Consider the following 16,195-nt stretch of genomic DNA (forward strand, 5'->3'; position numbering starts at 1 on the left):
CGCTTCGCCTGCCGTCGGGTCGCATCCGGTCCCAATCGAAAATGAACGTTCTTGCTAGGTCGTCGAGGCAAGCGGCTTCTGGGAGAGCGCTCCAGGCGAGGTACCCCACCTTTCGCCGATGATCTCCAACAGAACCTTGTAGACCGCGAAAGCGGCGTCGGACAAAGCCGCATTGTCCGAGATGCAGAGCGACATCTGAAGCGAGGCCGCCGGCGCATCGATCCTGCGAATGCAGAGCTCGGTCTGGTTCGGCAGCTCGTTCGCGATGGAGAGAGGCAGCACGGTCGCGCCCATTCCTGCCGCGATCGCGGAGGAGAGGGTCGATTGCGAATGGATCTCGGCGACAATGCGCGGACGGAGCCCGACCTCGGCGCACACCCGCTCGACCGACTGCCGCAGGAAGGATTCACGATACGGAAGAATGAGGTCCAACTGCGCGACCTCCGCCGCGGAAACGCTGTCCGACTGCGGCTGCTCCGCAAGCATGCTGCGCGGCGCGACGAGAAAGAAGGGCTCCTGCATCAACGGCTTGTAATCGAGACCGGTTACCGGACGATCGCCGTAAAGGACCGCCATGTCCAGGCCGCCCTTCAGCATCATTTCGCTGAGCACGATCCCGAAGCTGTCGTAGATGTGCAGCACAATTCCGGGAAAGCGCTCGCGGACCTGCGCCAGCAGCGGCGTCGCAAGCGATGTCGCCGAGCTAAGCGGAGCCAGACCGATCGTGACGTTGCCCGTCAACTCCGGCTTCTTGTCCAGAATGGTGCGCCTCGCCTCTTCGATCTGCCGCTGGATCGACTTGGCATAGCGATAGAGAATTCGTCCGGCCTCGGTGGGCTTCACCCCGCGGGCGCTACGATCGAGCAGCTTGCACTTGAAATCCGACTCCAGGCTCGCAATGTGCTGGCTCAGGGCCGGCTGTGCGACATTCAGCACCTTTGCCGCGCTCGTCATGCTGCCGAGATCCACGACCTTGATGAAGGCCTCCAAACGTTTCGTATCCAATACGGCGCCTCCGGATATCAGACAGGGAGTAGTGCAACAGCGATAGGCTGAAGCTATGGGATCAGAAGGAATTGTTCTTACCACCTGGAACCTGAGGGGCCTATAGGTAGTGCTGCACTTGTCCGCCGCTCGCGTTGCAGCCGACGCCACCAGCGGTTGGACGGTAGCAGAGGAGCCCTCGCGGATGGGATTTTCGGACTATCGAACGGCCCTGGTAACGGGCGCATCCTCGGGGATCGGGGCTGCGACGGTTCGCCGTCTGAGCGCGGAGGGGCTCGAAGTTCACGCCGTGGCACGCGACTCCGCTCGCTTGAGCGCCTTGTCCGCGGAGACCGGATGCCGCCCCTGCGCCGTTGACATCAGCGACCTCGACGCGCTCGCGGCACTGGCGAAGTCGGCCGAGTTCGACGTCCTGGTCAACAATGCCGGCCAGTCCCGGCGCGGCAATATCCTCGACACGACGCCGGAGGATGTCGACGCACTGATCGACGTCAATCTGCGCGCGGTGCTGCATCTGACGCGGCTCGTCGTGCCGGGCATAGCGCGCCGCGACCGCGGCCACGTCGTCAACATCTCCTCGATCGCGGGCCACTACGCGTTTGGCGGCGGAAACACCGTTTATCATGCCACGAAAGCGGGCATTCACTCGCTATCGCAGCAATTGCGCGTTGATCTCTACGGAACCAGGGTTCGCGTCACCGAGATATCGCCGGCCCGGGTCGAGACGGAAGTGTTCGGGCGCTTGCTGGGCGATCTGGCCGAAGCCAAGCGCCGCTTCTTCGACGACTATGATTCACTTCAGCCCGAGGACATCGCCAATTCGATCGCATTCGCGGTTGGATCGCCGCCGCGCATGAACGTCGCCTTCATGGAAGTCCTGCCGACCCAGCAGGTCGTCGGCGGCCTCAATTTCGCGCAGAAAGGCCGGCCGCCGGCAGAGTGAGACATGAACGCCTCGAACTCGACAGGCCGTCAACGCGGAGCGTGACTGTGGACCACTCCAAAATCGAACAGCTCGTGAATCTCGTTGCCCGCTCCTCAATCGCGGAGCTGGACTTGACGCAGGACGGGACCCGCATCCGCATCCTCAAGCGCGCGTCTGCGGAAGCGCCCCCGGCCCCGGCGGCTCCTGCAAACGGGATCAGCATCGAGGCTCCCGTCTTCAGTCGCCAGGAAAGCTCTGTTCCCGAAGCGCCCGCCTCGGCCACCACCGACATCATCGTGCCGGCGCCGATGCACGGCGTGTTCTACCGGGCTGCGGCACCGGACGAGCCGCCGCTGGTCGAGATCGGCGCGCGGATCGAGGCCGGGCAGAAGATCTGCATCATCGAGGCGATGAAAACCTTCATCGACATCTCGGCGGAGGCACCCGGTGTCGTGCTCGCGATCCTCGCGGAGAACGGTGACGAGATCGCTGCGGGGCAGGCCCTGTTCCGGATCGGCCCTGCGGGTTCATCCTGATGTTCGACAAGGTCCTGATTGCCAATCGCGGCGAGATCGCGCTCCGCATCCAGCGCGCCTGTCGGACGATGGGTCTCAAGACCGTCGTCATTCACTCGGAGGCGGACCGTGACGCGCGCTATGTCGCACTCGCCGATGAGGCACTCTGCATCGGGCCGGCGCCGGCAAGCAGCACCTATCTCAACGTTGCGGCGATCCTGCTCGCGGCCGAAGTCAGCGGCGCCCAGGCGATCCACCCGGGTTATGGGTTCCTGTCGGAGAGTGCGGAATTCGCCGATCGGATCGCGCGCGCCGGCCTCACCTTCATCGGCCCCCCCGCGGACTGTATCCGGACCATGGGCGACAAGGTCGCGGCCAAGCGCGCGATGCGGCTCGCGGGCGTGCCTTGCGTGCCCGGGCCGGACAGCGCCCTGCCGGATGATCCGGCCGAGGTGCGCGCGATCGTGCGAGATATCGGATATCCCGTGATCATCAAGGCCGCCGGTGGCGGCGGCGGGCGCGGCATGCGGATCGTGCGCAGCGAAGGCGCGCTGGACGAGGCGCTCGCGCTAACGCGGGCGGAAGCGAGCAAGGCCTTCAAGAACGCCGCGGTCTACATCGAGAAATTCCTCGAGAAACCCCGCCATATCGAGATTCAGGTGCTGTGCGACCAGCACGACAATCATCTCTGGCTCGGCGACCGCGACTGCTCGCTCCAGCGCAGGAACCAGAAGGTGGTCGAGGAAGCCCCCGCACCTGGAATCGACCGTGCGCTGATCGAGCGGGTGGGCGCAAGCTGTGTCGAAGCCTGCCGGCGGATCGGCTATCGCGGCGCCGGCACGTTCGAGTTTCTCTATGAGGACGGGCAGTTCTTCTTCATCGAGATGAACACGCGCGTCCAAGTGGAGCATCCCGTGACCGAGATGACGACGGGGATCGACATCGTCAAGGCGCAGATCCGCATCGCGCAAGGCGAGTCGCTCGGGATGGTGCAAGGCGACATCGCCCGTGTCGGCCATGCTGTCGAATTCCGCATCAATGCCGAGGACCCTGCCACCTTCGCGCCCTCGCCAGGCACGGTGACGCACTGGGACGTTCCCGGCGGGATCGGCATCCGCGTCGATTCGCATATTACCGCCGGCGCCACCGTTCCCCGTCACTATGACTCGCTAATCGGCAAGCTCATCGCCCATGGCGGCACCCGTGAGGAAGCTCTGGCGCGTGCCCGGGTTGCCTTGTCCGAGCTGCGCGCCGAAGGCATCCGAACCAACGTGCCGTTGCACCAGGCGATCCTGTCCGATCCGGCGTTCTGCCGCGGCGGCTACGACATCCATCATCTCGAGCACTGGATGAACGCGCGGGTGGCCGCGCAATGACGGCGCCCGACCGGCCGCGGATCAGCCTGCTCGGGACATCGGCGCTCCTGTTCGAGGCGCCCGGGGCGTTCGACCTGCCGCATCAACGACGGATCTGGGCGCTGGCGGCTACCGCATCAAAATGGCCAGGGATCCGCGAGGCAATTCCCGGCATCACCAACATGATGCTGACCTTCGAGACCCCTCCCCGCGAGGTCGACACCCTGATCGCCGCGCTCAACGACGGCTGGGACGCGGCGGAAGGTCTCGCGATCGGGGGCCGCGAGATCAGGCTGCCTGTCACCTATGGCGGCGCGATCGGATCGCAGCTGCAATCCGTCGCCGAACATTGCGGCCTGTCGATCGACGATGTCGTGGCGATCCACGCCGCGCCGCTCTACACGGTGTTCGCACTCGGCAGCCACCCCGGCTATTGCTATCTCGGCGGCATGGATCCGCGCATCACCATGCCGCGGCGACAGACACCGCTGCAACGTTCCGCGGGTGGCTCAGTGTCGATCGGCGGATCGCAGACCGGCGTCTCCGCCTCGCCCGGCCCCAGCGGCTGGCATGCCATCGGACACACGACCTGGACTTTCTTCGACCCATCCTGGCCGACCCCGGCCGCGCTCGCACCGGGCGACACGATCCGCTTCGAGATCGAGCAGGTGATCCGTTGATCGAGATCCTGTCAGTCACGGGTCCCGCCAGCGTCCAGGATCTCGGCCGCCTCGATCAGTATCGCTTCGGGGTCGGCACCTCGGGTGCGATGGACGACGTTGCCTTGCGCGCCGGCAACATCCTGCTCGGCAATGACGAGAACGCCGCCGGCCTCGAAATCCCGATGATGCCGTTCAAGCTTCGTTTCGACCGGGACATGGCCTTTGCGCTCACCGGCGCCGATGTCGATGCCGAGATCGCAGGACGCGTGATCCCGCCATGGTGGCGGTCGCACGCCGGTGCCGGGGATATTTTGACCATCAAGGCGATGGCCCGCGGCGCACGAAGCTATCTGGCATTCAGCGGTGGCATCGACGTCCCCATGGTGCTGGGCTCGCGCAGCACGCAGTTTCGCGGCGAGTTCGGCGGCTGGCACGGACGGCCGCTCCAGCCCGGCGACGTCCTGCCCTGCACCGCATCGACCGCGACCATCGGGGAACTGGGAGTCGAGCCGGCCGAGGTCACGCTGGCGCGGCCGAACGCTGACCCGGACGAGACCCTCGTCAGAGTGGTGGTCGCCGGCGAATATGACGGGTTCGATGCCGCCACGCAGGAACTGTTCTGGTCCAGCAGCTGGAAGATCACGCCGCAAAGCAACCGTTACGGCTACCGCCTGCAAGGCCCCGCCGTGAAGCCGAGCATGCCGATCGAGAAGCGCTCGCACGGCATCGTTCCCGGCGTGATCCAGATTCCGCCCAACGGGCAACCGATCATCCAGATGCGCGACGCTCAGACATCAGGCGGCTATCCGAAGATCGCGGCCGTGATCCGCGCCGATCTGTGGCGCGTTGGGCAGGCGCGGCTTGGGAGGATGCTGCGGTTCGAGCAAACCGCTTACGCCGATGCGCTCGCAGCCGAGGCCGAGATGTCGGCCTATCTTGACCGGCTCAGGGCCAATGTGGGCCTTGTCGAGGAGACCAGAACTTGCCGATAGAGCTGACCGATATCGCGCGTCTGGCGCAGATTCTCGAAAGGTCCGGTGTCGACACGATCGAAATCGAGGTGTCCGGCCAGTCCCTGAAGCTCGTTGTGAACACGGGCCCGCGAATGGCTGCGTCACCGACGCTTGCCGCCCCCGCTACAGACCATTCCGTCATCGCCAAGGCCGATGTCGCAGGGCATTTCCTTGCGGCTCATCCCTGGCGCGACAAGCCGTTCGTCGCCCGTGGTCAGCGGATCGAGGCCGGCGCGATTGTCGGCCTCGTCAAGATCGGGGTGCTGTACGCGCCCATCGTTGCCCCGGCCGCCGGCACCGTCGATGCCGTGATCGCGGAAACCGGCACAATGGTCGGCTACGGCACACCGATCGTGCGTATCCGCCCGCTCAGTTGAGCAAGACGGTTGCGGGCGTGACTTCGCCGCCCCCCTGCTCGATCACGCGACGCACCGTGCCAGCGAGATTGACCGATCCGGGCGTGTCGCTGTGAATCAGGATCGAGCGCGCCTCGACCTTGATCGACTTGCCCTCGATCGTCTGCACTGTTCCGCTGTCGAGGAAGCGCTTGACCCGCTCAGCCACGGCCTCGGTCGAGGTGATGACGGAGTTGGGAAGCTTGCGCGACACCAGATGGCCGTGCTCATCATAGGCGCGATCGGCCAGGAACAGAGTCAGGATGCGCAGGCCGACCTTGCGCGCGGCGCGCACGATCTCGGCGTCCGGCTGCGAAAATACGATGAAATCGCGATTGATGGCCGCAATCGCGCGGGCGACGACGTCGGCCATGTCAGGATCGGCATTGACCATGTTGCCCATCGCAGCGTGGAAGCTGACATGGGTCACGCGGTGGCCAGCATTGGCCGCGATCGCCTGCAAGGCGCCGATCTGATAGACCATATGCTTCTCGAGCTCGGCGGCATCCATCTGAATCACGCGACGGCCAAATCCGAGAAGGTCGGGCAAGCCCGGATGGGCGCCGACCTCGACGCCCCTCTGCTTCGCCAGCCGGACCATGCGATCCATGATGATGGGATCGCCGGCGTGGAAACCGCACGCCACGTTGGCCGACGAGATGATGCCCATCAGCGCCTCGTCGTCGCAGATGCGATAATTGCCGAAACCTTCGCCCATATCCGAATTGATGCCGATTTTCATGTTCATACCCTGCTCTTGTTTTTGTTGACGTCCACTCAAAGCGCTCGATAGAGATCCGCCGTCGCACGCAACTTCGCGAGGTAGTCGTTGACGGGAGCCATGGCCGCGACCGCGTTCTCGTAACTCACCTCGCTGAAGGCGATGAGCGATCCCGGTGCCGCCTGGCCGAGCCGCCAGAGATCGGCCTGGATCACAGCCGCCATCTTCGGATAGCCGCCGGCCGTGTTAGCATCGCTCATCTGGATGATCGGTTCGCCGGCCGGCGGCACCTGCACCACGCCAGCCACCACGCCATGCGAGCGCATCTCGACCGGCGCATCCAATGTCAGTTTGCCACCGGTGAGGCGGTAGCCGCCCCGATCGCTCCGGGCGCTGATCTTCCATTGGGTCGACCAGAACTTCGCCTGCATCGCCTCCGAAAACAAATCGTATTCGCCGGCCCGCATGACGCGTATCCGCAGCACTCGGGCGTCCGCCGGTGCGACGCCCGCGATCGCGACATCCGGTGGCGCGACGCCGAAGTCGAAGCGACCGTTGGTGCTGCGCGGCACGCTCCCGATCGGCACAACGTCGCCCGCTTGCAAGGTACGCCCCTCGAGCCCGCCGAAGCCGCCGCGCAGATGCGTGCTACGCGAGCCCAGCACGCGTGGAACATCGATGCCGCCACCGAACGTCGCATAGACCCGCGCCCCGCGCCGCGGCGCAGCGATCGTCAGAATGTCGCCGGCGTTGGCCCACGCGCACCACCACGGACGGACGGTTGATCCCGCCAAAGTGGACTCTTGATCGGCGCCGGTGAGTGCAAACGCAGTGCCGGCCGCAAAGCGCAGGCGGAACGGAAAGGTCTGAATCTCGATGCCCGCCGCACCGTCGTCGTTGCCAAGCAGCGCATTGCCGGCGGCGAGCGCGACGGGATCCATGGCGCCCGAGGTGCTCACACCGAACCGGCGGGCACCGTGGCGACCCAGGTCCTGGATCGTGTTGAAGGCGGGGCTGGCCAGGATTTCGATCACAGCTCGATCCGATCGATCCTGAATTTGACACGGTCGCCCGGAAGCATGAGCGACGGCTGCTCGGACTTCGGATCGAACATCGCGACCGAGGCCCAGCCGATGGAATTCCATCCGTTCGGACTTGTCAGCACCGCGACGCCGGTCTGCATACCGCCGATCGTCACCGAGCCAGCGCGCATGTTGAGCGAAGGCACGGATTTGCGCGGCATATGGATGCGCGGATCGAGGCCGTGGAGATAACCGAATCCCGGCGAGCTCGCGACGGCGCAGACGGTGTATTCGCCTTCGCTGTGGATCCTGATGACGTCCCGCTCGGACAAGCTGGCGCGCTTCGCAACCGCCGGCAAGTCAAAGCCGAGCTCGCCACCATAGACCACGGGAATCTCGATGAGCTTGCCGTCGGCCTCGCGGCTCGGCACGCGATGCCACAGCTCGACAATCGAAGCGTTGAGCATGCCGATATCCGCCGGCGGCTGCTCGAATACGAGCATCACATTGGTGACGCCGATAACAGCCTCCTGGACGTTAGGCCAGGCCGAAACCGCATCCGCAAGGGCCCAGATGCGTCCCTGCTGCACCAAGTCGAACTCGCCCGGCGCCTCGACCAGCATCGCAAGCGTGCCGATCAGGCTGATCTTCGGGCTTTTCTCGATAGTGCCGACGAAGGGAGCGTTGGGCTGATTAATCGACAAGAGCGCCTCGCTGGTCGAACGCCCGTGGCGCTGCCACCGTCAAATCTAACCAAGCTGCACAAGCCGATCCAAGACGATGTTCATCTGCGGGCATAAGGGATGTCGATTGCCCGCAGGGCGCCGCGCTCGTCTCCTGCTTCAGTGACGCGCGATAACGTGATTGCTGGGCGACTCCCACCGCGCCACGACCTCCTCACCTACCGCGTACCGGAGTCCGGCCTGCTGCGACTGGTTCTGCTCGAACACGATGATCTGCCCGCCGCTCGGCGTCTTGAGATAGTAGTGACTGACGAATCCGCGATAGATGGCCTGATCGACAAGCGCCGTCACGCTGTTGGCGCGTTGCGACGCTGGGCTCTGTCCAACCCGCTCGACCACGATCGCTTCAGGCCTGATCGAGACCATCACGTCGCTTGCCGACTGTGGAACCTCGTCGACCTGAAGGCTCAATTCGGGCGATACGCGAATGACCGCTCCGTTGCCGTTGCGCTGCTCGACAGGCCCCTGAAACAGATTCGACGCGCCGATGAACTGCGCGACGAATTTCGAGGACGGACGCTGGTAGATTTCCGTCGCCGAGCCGACCTGCTCGAGCTTGCCGTCACGCATCACTACGATCTTGTCGGCCATTGTCAGGGCTTCGTCCTGGTCGTGGGTCACCATGACTGTCGTCAGACCGAGCCTGCGCTGAAGCGCGCGCAGCTCCACCTGCATGCTCTCGCGAAGCCCCTTGTCGAGCGCCCCTAGCGGCTCGTCGAGCAGCAGCATCGCCGGCTCGATGACCAGAGCCCGCCCCAGCGCGACGCGCTGCTGCTGGCCGCCGGAGAGCTGCGCCGGATAGCGCTTGCCGAAGCTCGAGAGCTGGACGAGGCTGAGTGCCTCGCCCACCTTTTTTGCGGCATCGGCCTTGGATATCCCGCGCATCTCGAGGCCGAAAGCGATGTTCTCCTCGACTGTCAGGTGAGGAAACAGCGCGTAGTTCTGGAACAGCATCCCGACATTGCGGCGATGCACGGGAACGTCGGTCATCCTCTTGTCGTTCACGAAGACGTCGCCGGATGTTGGCCGGATCAGCCCCGCGATCATGCGCAGGCAAGTGGTCTTGCCACATCCGCTCGGACCAAGCAGCGCGACCATGTGGCCGGGCTCGATCGTGAGCGAGACGTCGTCGACCGCGACGGTGTGGTTATATTCCTTGCTGAGGCGGTCAAGCCTGACTTCGGAAGACCTCATGGCATCCCGTCCTAGCTCGTGAACACCTGATTGTAGCGCTCCAGCCACGGACCGCGGCGCGGAACGATGAAGTTCCAGTCCGGCGTGAACAGTCCGAGATCGGTCGCCTTGGTGTCGGGATAAGCCAGGAACTTGGCCGTCTCCGGCTTGAAGTCGATGCCGCCCACGGAAGGTGCGCTGAGGGTCTGCTCGGACAGCATCTTGGCGACCGAGGGCTCCAGAATGCGGTTGATCAGGGCACACGCGAGCTCTGGCTCAGGCGCATTCTTGACCAGAGTCATGCTGTTAATGCCAGTAAACGCGCCCTCCTTGGGGAAAGTCATGTCGATCGGCATGCCCTTCGCCGTATGCGGATAGATCGCCTTCGAGTATTCGATGCCGCCGATCGTCGCTTGCCCCTGGGCCACCTGGAGCACCTGCGCCTCGCTGTCGTATATCGTCAGGACATTGGGCTTGAGAGCAGCGAGCTTGTCCCAGCCGCTATCGACCAGATACTGCGCCTCCTTCAGGGGCTTGCCTGTCGTGAGTGCGGTCGCCACGATCAGCATCAGCACGCTCTGGGTGTTCTTGGGCGTATTCAGCAAAATCTGCTTGCGATACTTCGCGTCGAAGATCTGCTCATAGCTCTCGAGTGGCTTCGTCACCTGCGGATTGATGAACATGGCCGCACTGGAGATCGAAAAGCCGACGCCGTAGCCGTCCTCGAACAGATAGCGCTTATAGACTTTCTCGAGATTGGGAATTTTCCCGGCGTCGAGCTTGTCGATCAGCCCTTCCTGCTTCGCCTGGGGGATGCCGACGTCATCCATCATCATCATGCTGAAGCGCGGTGTGTCGCGCGTCGCGCGGAGAGCAGCGATGTTGGAGAGGGTCGCGCCTTCGATCGTGAAGACGCGGCACTTGTACTCGGCCTCGAACTTGGGAATGACCTCCTTCTGGATCAGCTTGCCCAGCGCGGAGTTGTAGACGCCAACGTGCAGTTGCTTGGCGTCCTGCGCCCACGACCGGCTGATGATCGTCGGGAACGCAACCGCGGATGCGCCGGCCTTAATGAGAGTCCTACGTGTCAGCTTCATGAGTCCAATCTCCATCTACCAATGCAAATCAGGCAGCCAGCGCGCGGCGAAGGCCGACCAGTTTCTCCAGCAGCAGAACGCCGACCATCGCCATCAGGATGATGATCGTCGACATCGCCGGCACGGAAGGGTCAAAGACGTTGACCAGTTGCCGCATCAGCACGAGCGGCACAGGCGAGTATTCCGAATTCGCCAGCCACATCGTGACCGGATAATTGTCGAAGGACACCATGAAGGCGAACAGCCCGCCGGCGGCGACGCCTGAGGCGATCTGCGGCAGCGTCACGCGCCAGAAGGTTGTCAGCCGGTTTGCGCCGAGGGTTCGCGCGGCATCCTCCAGGTTTTCATCCACGAGCTGAAGGCTGGTGACGACGGTGCGGATGACGTAGGGCGACGTTACGACCACGTGCCCGATCAGGAGATTGAGCCGCGCATCCTGCGAGCCGAGCTTGGTCAGGACCTGAAGCAGCGCCAGGCCCGTGACCAGCGCCGGGAAAATCAGCGGCGACAGCAGAAATCCCTTGATCGCCGCCAGGCCGAAGAACTTGCCGCGCACCAGCGCAAAAGCCGCCGGCACGCCGAGCAGGAGCGATCCCGCCGTCGTGCCGAGCGCAAGCAGGATGCTCAGCCTCATCGCCTCAAGGAAGTCGCGGTCCTGGAGAACCTTGGCATACCATTTCAGCGTGAAGCCCTGCGGCGGGAACGTCACGAAATAGGAATCGGAGACCGACGCCGCCATGACGAGGAGCAGTGGCGCCAGGATGAACAGCATCATGCCGGCGGTGACGGTGTAGAGAATGTAGGCGCCGAAGCCGGAAAACCGCTCGTCCATCACTCGGGCCTCCTGAGACGCCGGCCTTCCAGAAGCCACATCGAGACGCCGTTCACCGCGAGGACCAGGCCGACGAGGACGACGGCGATCGCCGCGCCGAACGGCCAGTCGTAGACGACGAAGATCTGCTGCTCGATCAGATTGCCGAGCATCACCGCTGAGGCGCCGCCCAGGATCGCGGGGATGACGAAGGAACCGGCGGTGAGCGAGAAGACTAGGGTAAAGCCCGCGACGAAGCCGGGCATGCTCAGCGGCAACGTCACCCGGAGAAATACCTTCCACCACGGCGCGCCCAGCATCCGAGCTGCGTCTTCGAGGTTCGGATCGATCTTGCCGAGCGCCGAGGCCAGCGGCAGAACCATCATCGGGAAGAAGACGTGCAGAGACCCGATGACGACGGCCGCCTCGGTGTAGAGGACCGATATCGGGGCATCGACGATATGCAGCGTCATCAGGATCCAGTTCAGCATGCCCTTCGGTCCGTTCTGGAGCACGAGCTGCCAGCCGTATCCGCGAACGACGACGCTGACGATCAGGGGAGCAATGACGATCAGGGTGATGATGCGCGTGATCATCGGACGGCTCTTGACCATCACCAGCGCGACCGGATAGGCGAGCACCGTCGCCAGCGCCGAGGTGACAATGCTGATCCGCAGCGTCGTCCAGAGCACGCGCGCATAAAGCTCGACATTGACCAGACGGGCGTAGTGCGCCAGCGTGAACGGACGGCCGATGATGCCACGGCTGTCCTGGGTCTGGATGCTCGAGAGCAGCAGCCCCAGCGCCGGATAGAAGAAGAAATACGTCAGGAATGCCAGCATGGGAACGGCGAGAAGCCCGACCGGCAGAGCCAGGCGCCACCGCGATGCCCGCCGGACTACCGGTGGAGCTTGAACACCTAAGACCGCCACCGCATCATCGCTGGTGGTCATCGCTGGCCGTCCTCGACTGCGCGATACCAAGGCAACACCCCTCTTTGCACAAAGCTTATGCGTCGGCACCCTGCAGGACCAAGAACATCTTCGTTTAGGGGCATTAGGAAGGATTATGACAATTGGTTCGGCATGCTGCTCCGATCTTGGTCGGCAAATGCCGCTGGCTGCATCTTTCGTTCTCCGCCGGGGGCGAAGCCCCCCTGACATATCGACGCCCGGTCAGCGCAGGCTTTCACAAAAGCTCGCGATACGCCGGCAGCCTTCCTTCAGCGATTCGGTATCGGTCGCGTAGGAAATGCGGAAATACGGGCTCATGCCGTAAGCGCCCCCGGGCACGGCCGCGACATGCTGCTCTTCCAGCAGCGCCGAAATGAAGTCGGCATCGGTTTCAAGCCGTCGTCCGCCCTTCGTGGTTTTGCCGATGCAGCCGGCGATGTTCGGAAACACGTAGAAGGCCCCCTGGGGCTTGTGGCAGGTGATGCCCGGAATCTGATTGAGGAGCTTGACCACCAGATCGCGCCGATCGCGATAGATGTCAGCGCGCTCCTTCAGGTAGTCCTGCGGTCCATCCAGGACCGCGACGGCCGCGGCCTGGCTCACCGTGCAGATGCCACCGGTCGCCTGACCGTGGACATTGTTCATCGCCGCAATCAGGCCCTTGGGACCGCCGCAATAGCCAACCCGCCACCCGGTCATGGCGTAGGCCTTGGACGCGCCGTTCACGGTCACGACGCGGTCCTTCAGCTTCGGCTCGACCTCCGCGATGGTGCAGAACTCGAAGCCGTCATAGGTGAGATGCTCATAGATGTCGTCGGTGAGAATCCAGACGTCGGGATACCTCAGCATGACGTCGGCGATCGCGCGCATCTCCTCCCGCGTACAGGCAGCGCCGGTCGGATTGTTGGGAAAATTCAGGATCAACCACTTCGTCCTGGGCGTGATCGCCGCCTCCAGGTCCGCCGGGCGGAGCTTGAACTGGTTGTTCTCCGGGCACGGGACTGCAACGGGTGTCGCTTCGGCCAGTTGCACGATGTCCGCATAGGTGATCCAGCCCGGCGCCGGAATGACGACCTCGTCGCCGGGATTGCAGGTGGCGAACAGCGCGTTGAAGATGATCTGCTTGCCGCCATTGGCGATCAGGATCTCGTCGAGGGCGTAGTCGAGATTGTTCTCGCGCTTGAATTTGCGCTGGACCGCGGTCCGCAGCGCGACGGTCCCCGGCTGCGCCGGATATTTGGTATCGCCGGCCAGGGCAGCCCGATATGCGGCCTCGATCGCATGCCGCGGCGTCGGAAAATCGGGCTCGCCGGACGACAGGCCCACGATCCTGACGCCCGCGTCGCGGAGCTCGCGCGCCTTGTCCGTCATCGCCGCCGAGGCCGACACCTTCACGGTCTTGAGGCGGTTTGCGATTTCAGGCATTGTCAGCTCCACTTCTCATGTCTTTCAAACGTGCGACCTCGGATCGGCTCGCAAATCGCAGTTCACCGACGACCTGGAACGTGGGGACGACCTCGATCGTCGCGACGTTCATCCGCGCCGGCGATCCGACCGCGAACGCAATGGCATCCGCGATGTCCCCGGACTGGAGCGTCTCGAAGCCTCCGACGAAGCGGGTATCCGGATTGTCGGCGGCGTTCTGGTTCTGGAAGATGTTCGTCGCCACGCGCCCGGGCGAGACTTCGGTGACGCGAACGCAGGTGCCGTAGAGATCGACCCGCAATTGCTGCGACAGCGAATGAACGCCGGCCTTCGTCGCGTGATAGGCCACGGATGAATTGAATGTCGTGGCGTTCTCGCCGAAGGCATAATGGCCGGCGATCGACGAAACATTGACCACGTGGCCGCGGTTGCGCCGCGCCATGCCCGGCACAATCAGCCGCGTCAGGTGCAGGACCGCCTGCAGATTGACGTCGACCAGCGTGTCGACATCGTCAGGCGCTGTATCCAGGATATTGCCGCGCCGCGACTGGCCGGCATTGTTGACGAGAACATCGAATTCGGCCGAGCTCGCAAGGCGCTTCAAGGCGTCGAGATCGTTCACATCAACCGCACAGGCGTGACATCCTGTCTCGGCAGACAGGCTGGCCAGCCGGCGAACGTCGCGCGCGAGCGCATGAACCTCGAGCCCCTCGGCGCGGAGGCGCCGAACCGTCGCAGCCCCAATACCTGAGGACGCGCCCGTCACCAACGCCGTTCGGTAGTCCGAAAATCCCATCCGCAAGGCTCTCTTGCCGTCAGCCAGCGCGGCGGAAAGTTACGTGCGGAGATTGGCGCCCGCATACAGCGGATTTGTTCTGCCCACATAAGGACATCCAATATCCCCGGCCGAAAGTCGTCGGGCGCGAGCCATAAGCACACCCGATGCAGGCAGAGTGAATTTCTCTTACTCGTCGTCGCGCGTATCCCCTTACATTTTGCGATGCGCTTCGTTCACCCATGGGAGACGGACTAGGATGTTGGAAGTCGGCAATCGGATCGTCATGGTCTCCGGGGCTTCGCGCGGCATCGGACGCGCCGTCGTCGACCGGCTGCTGGCGTCGGGCTTCCGCGTGTCGGCGGGGCTTCGCGACCCGAGCCGCCTCGCCGAGAGCGAGAGGCTCATGACACACCGCTATGATGCCGAAGACGCCAAGAGCCCGATCTCCTGGGTCAACGCAACGGTCGCGCGGTGGGGCGGCGTCGATGCCATCGTCAACGCTGCCGGCATCAATCCGAAGGTCCGTGTCTCCGACGAGGGCGAGAACGAGCTGGATGAAATGTGGCGTGTGAACGTCAAGGGTCCCTTGCGCCTCGTCAGAGCCAGCCTCCCCCATCTGGCCGTCTGCGGTCATGGCCGGGTCATCAATCTGGGATCCCTCGCTGGCAAGCGCGTGGGAACCAACGTTGGCTACGCGATGACCAAGTTCGCCGTGGTCGCACTCACCCACGGCATTCGCCGGGAAGGACGCGCGGCCGGCATCCGGGCGACGGTGATCTGCCCGGGCTACGTTGCCACCGACATGACGCTGAACGACGACGAGATCCCACGCCACGAGATGAGCCAGCCGGGCGATATTGCCCGTCTGGTGGAGACCGCGCTCATGCTGCCGAACAATGCCTCGGTTTCAGAAATGCTCGTGCACTGCCAGTTCGAGCCGATGCTCTGAGTTCCGAGCGCCGACGATCGCAAGTCGTGACAAAGACTGAACCGATCGGTGGTGGCAACGCTCGGTCGACTGCCTCTGCGTTGCTCCGCAACCGTCAACCCGAGGGCGCCGCCGTAGCGCCAAGGTGTCGCTAGAGTGCCGAACTAAAGGAGAATCTTGCGCTGCGGACGCAGGCCCAGATTCGCTCTGCTCCTAGAGCGGGATGGGGTTAAGTTGAATCGATTTGGGATTCCCAAATCAGCCCGTTTCTGATTCACCATGCTGGCTGGAAGGAGGCCAGCATGGATGGGCAAGCCTTACTCTCTGGATCTTCGCAAGCGTGTCGTGGCTGCGATCGAGGGCGGGATGTCCCGCAATCAGGCGGCCAAGCAGTTTGGAGTAGCGATCAGCACGGCCATCGGTTGGATGCAGCGGGTCGAAGAGACCGGCAGCGTTGAGCCTGGCCAAATGGGCGGTCACAAGCCGAAGGCGGTTTCGGGAGACCACGCCGTCTGGCTGTCGCAGCGGATCAAGGACGGCGATTTCACCATACGTGGTCTCGTTGCTGAGCTTGCCGGTCGCGGCCTGAAGGTCGACTACCACTCGGTGTGGGACTTCGTGCATGCCGAGAAGCTCAGCTTCAAAAAAAAGCGTGGCGGCTGGCGAACGCGATC

General features: G+C 63.9%; 18 protein-coding genes. 8 read left to right on the forward strand and 10 right to left on the reverse strand.

The genetic code is table 11. The annotated features are described in order from the left end of the window. Positions 1 to 54: 54 nt before the first annotated feature. The gene (gene nac, locus QQL28_RS10085) at positions 55 to 1,005 is read right to left on the reverse strand and encodes a nitrogen assimilation transcriptional regulator NAC (protein ID WP_284264237.1); all 951 of its coding nucleotides are present in this window, start codon (positions 1,003 to 1,005) and stop codon (positions 55 to 57) included. A 184-nt stretch (positions 1,006 to 1,189) separates the two neighbouring features. On the opposite strand from nac, the gene QQL28_RS10090 reads away from it, so the two are divergent. From QQL28_RS10090 to QQL28_RS10115, 6 genes are all read left to right on the forward strand, one after another. Further along, positions 1,190 to 1,948, forward strand: coding sequence for an SDR family oxidoreductase (locus QQL28_RS10090; protein WP_284264239.1), 759 nt, complete (start codon positions 1,190 to 1,192; stop codon positions 1,946 to 1,948). A 74-nt stretch (positions 1,949 to 2,022) separates the two neighbouring features. Further along, positions 2,023 to 2,466, forward strand: coding sequence for an acetyl-CoA carboxylase biotin carboxyl carrier protein (locus tag QQL28_RS10095; RefSeq protein WP_284264241.1), 444 nt, complete (start codon positions 2,023 to 2,025; stop codon positions 2,464 to 2,466). After that, entirely contained in the window at positions 2,466 to 3,821 is a 1,356-nt protein-coding gene (gene accC / locus QQL28_RS10100) for an acetyl-CoA carboxylase biotin carboxylase subunit (RefSeq protein WP_284264243.1), read from the forward strand. Before QQL28_RS10095 ends, accC begins: the two co-directional genes overlap by 1 nt. Then, positions 3,818 to 4,480, forward strand: a complete 663-nt coding sequence (gene pxpB / locus QQL28_RS10105; protein WP_284264245.1) for a 5-oxoprolinase subunit PxpB — start codon at positions 3,818 to 3,820, stop codon at positions 4,478 to 4,480. The genes accC and pxpB (QQL28_RS10105) overlap by 4 nt, the downstream gene beginning before the upstream one ends. Next, positions 4,477 to 5,454 carry a 5-oxoprolinase subunit C family protein gene (locus QQL28_RS10110; protein WP_284264247.1) on the forward strand — a complete coding sequence of 326 codons (978 nt, stop codon included), beginning with the start codon at positions 4,477 to 4,479 and terminating at the stop codon, positions 5,452 to 5,454. Before pxpB (QQL28_RS10105) ends, QQL28_RS10110 begins: the two co-directional genes overlap by 4 nt. Continuing rightward, positions 5,445 to 5,852: an acetyl-CoA carboxylase biotin carboxyl carrier protein gene (locus QQL28_RS10115; protein ID WP_284264250.1), complete on the forward strand. Its 408-nt coding sequence runs from the start codon at positions 5,445 to 5,447 to the stop codon at positions 5,850 to 5,852. Before QQL28_RS10110 ends, QQL28_RS10115 begins: the two co-directional genes overlap by 10 nt. Here the strand turns inward: QQL28_RS10115 and QQL28_RS10120 are convergent. From QQL28_RS10120 to QQL28_RS10160, 9 genes are all read right to left on the reverse strand, one after another. Further along, a complete protein-coding gene (locus QQL28_RS10120) occupies positions 5,845 to 6,612 on the reverse strand; it encodes a LamB/YcsF family protein (protein WP_284264372.1) in 768 nt (255 codons plus the stop codon). The two genes, QQL28_RS10115 and QQL28_RS10120, sit on opposite strands and share 8 nt — an antisense overlap. 35 nt (positions 6,613 to 6,647) lie before the next feature. Next, the gene (locus tag QQL28_RS10125) at positions 6,648 to 7,625 is read right to left on the reverse strand and encodes a 5-oxoprolinase subunit C family protein (RefSeq protein WP_284264254.1); all 978 of its coding nucleotides are present in this window, start codon (positions 7,623 to 7,625) and stop codon (positions 6,648 to 6,650) included. Then, complete coding sequence (gene pxpB / locus QQL28_RS10130) at positions 7,622 to 8,317, reverse strand: 5-oxoprolinase subunit PxpB (protein ID WP_284264256.1); 696 nt, start codon at positions 8,315 to 8,317, stop codon at positions 7,622 to 7,624. The genes QQL28_RS10125 and pxpB (QQL28_RS10130) overlap by 4 nt, the downstream gene beginning before the upstream one ends. A gap of 138 nt (positions 8,318 to 8,455) precedes the next feature. After that, a complete protein-coding gene (locus QQL28_RS10135) occupies positions 8,456 to 9,550 on the reverse strand; it encodes an ABC transporter ATP-binding protein (RefSeq protein WP_284264258.1) in 1,095 nt (364 codons plus the stop codon). An 11-nt stretch (positions 9,551 to 9,561) separates the two neighbouring features. After that, the gene (locus QQL28_RS10140) at positions 9,562 to 10,626 is read right to left on the reverse strand and encodes an extracellular solute-binding protein (protein ID WP_284264261.1); all 1,065 of its coding nucleotides are present in this window, start codon (positions 10,624 to 10,626) and stop codon (positions 9,562 to 9,564) included. A 28-nt stretch (positions 10,627 to 10,654) separates the two neighbouring features. Continuing rightward, complete coding sequence (locus tag QQL28_RS10145; protein WP_284264263.1) at positions 10,655 to 11,458, reverse strand: ABC transporter permease; 804 nt, start codon at positions 11,456 to 11,458, stop codon at positions 10,655 to 10,657. Beyond that, a complete protein-coding gene (locus QQL28_RS10150) occupies positions 11,458 to 12,390 on the reverse strand; it encodes an ABC transporter permease (protein WP_284264265.1) in 933 nt (310 codons plus the stop codon). The genes QQL28_RS10145 and QQL28_RS10150 overlap by 1 nt, the downstream gene beginning before the upstream one ends. 222 nt (positions 12,391 to 12,612) lie before the next feature. After that, a complete protein-coding gene (locus QQL28_RS10155) occupies positions 12,613 to 13,815 on the reverse strand; it encodes a pyridoxal phosphate-dependent aminotransferase (protein WP_284264267.1) in 1,203 nt (400 codons plus the stop codon). Then, the gene (locus QQL28_RS10160) at positions 13,808 to 14,611 is read right to left on the reverse strand and encodes an SDR family oxidoreductase (RefSeq protein ID WP_284264269.1); all 804 of its coding nucleotides are present in this window, start codon (positions 14,609 to 14,611) and stop codon (positions 13,808 to 13,810) included. Before QQL28_RS10160 ends, QQL28_RS10155 begins: the two co-directional genes overlap by 8 nt. A 238-nt stretch (positions 14,612 to 14,849) precedes the next feature. On the opposite strand from QQL28_RS10160, the gene QQL28_RS10165 reads away from it, so the two are divergent. Then, on the forward strand, positions 14,850 to 15,542 hold the full coding sequence (locus QQL28_RS10165; protein ID WP_284264270.1) for an SDR family NAD(P)-dependent oxidoreductase: 693 nt from the start codon (positions 14,850 to 14,852) through the stop codon (positions 15,540 to 15,542). A 285-nt stretch (positions 15,543 to 15,827) separates the two neighbouring features. Continuing rightward, a partial coding sequence (locus tag QQL28_RS10170) for an IS630 transposase-related protein (protein ID WP_284264272.1) occupies positions 15,828 to 16,195 on the forward strand: 368 nt, incomplete at its 3' end.

Source organism: Bradyrhizobium iriomotense (assembly GCF_030160715.1).
GTDB classification, from domain to species: domain Bacteria; phylum Pseudomonadota; class Alphaproteobacteria; order Rhizobiales; family Xanthobacteraceae; genus Bradyrhizobium; species Bradyrhizobium iriomotense.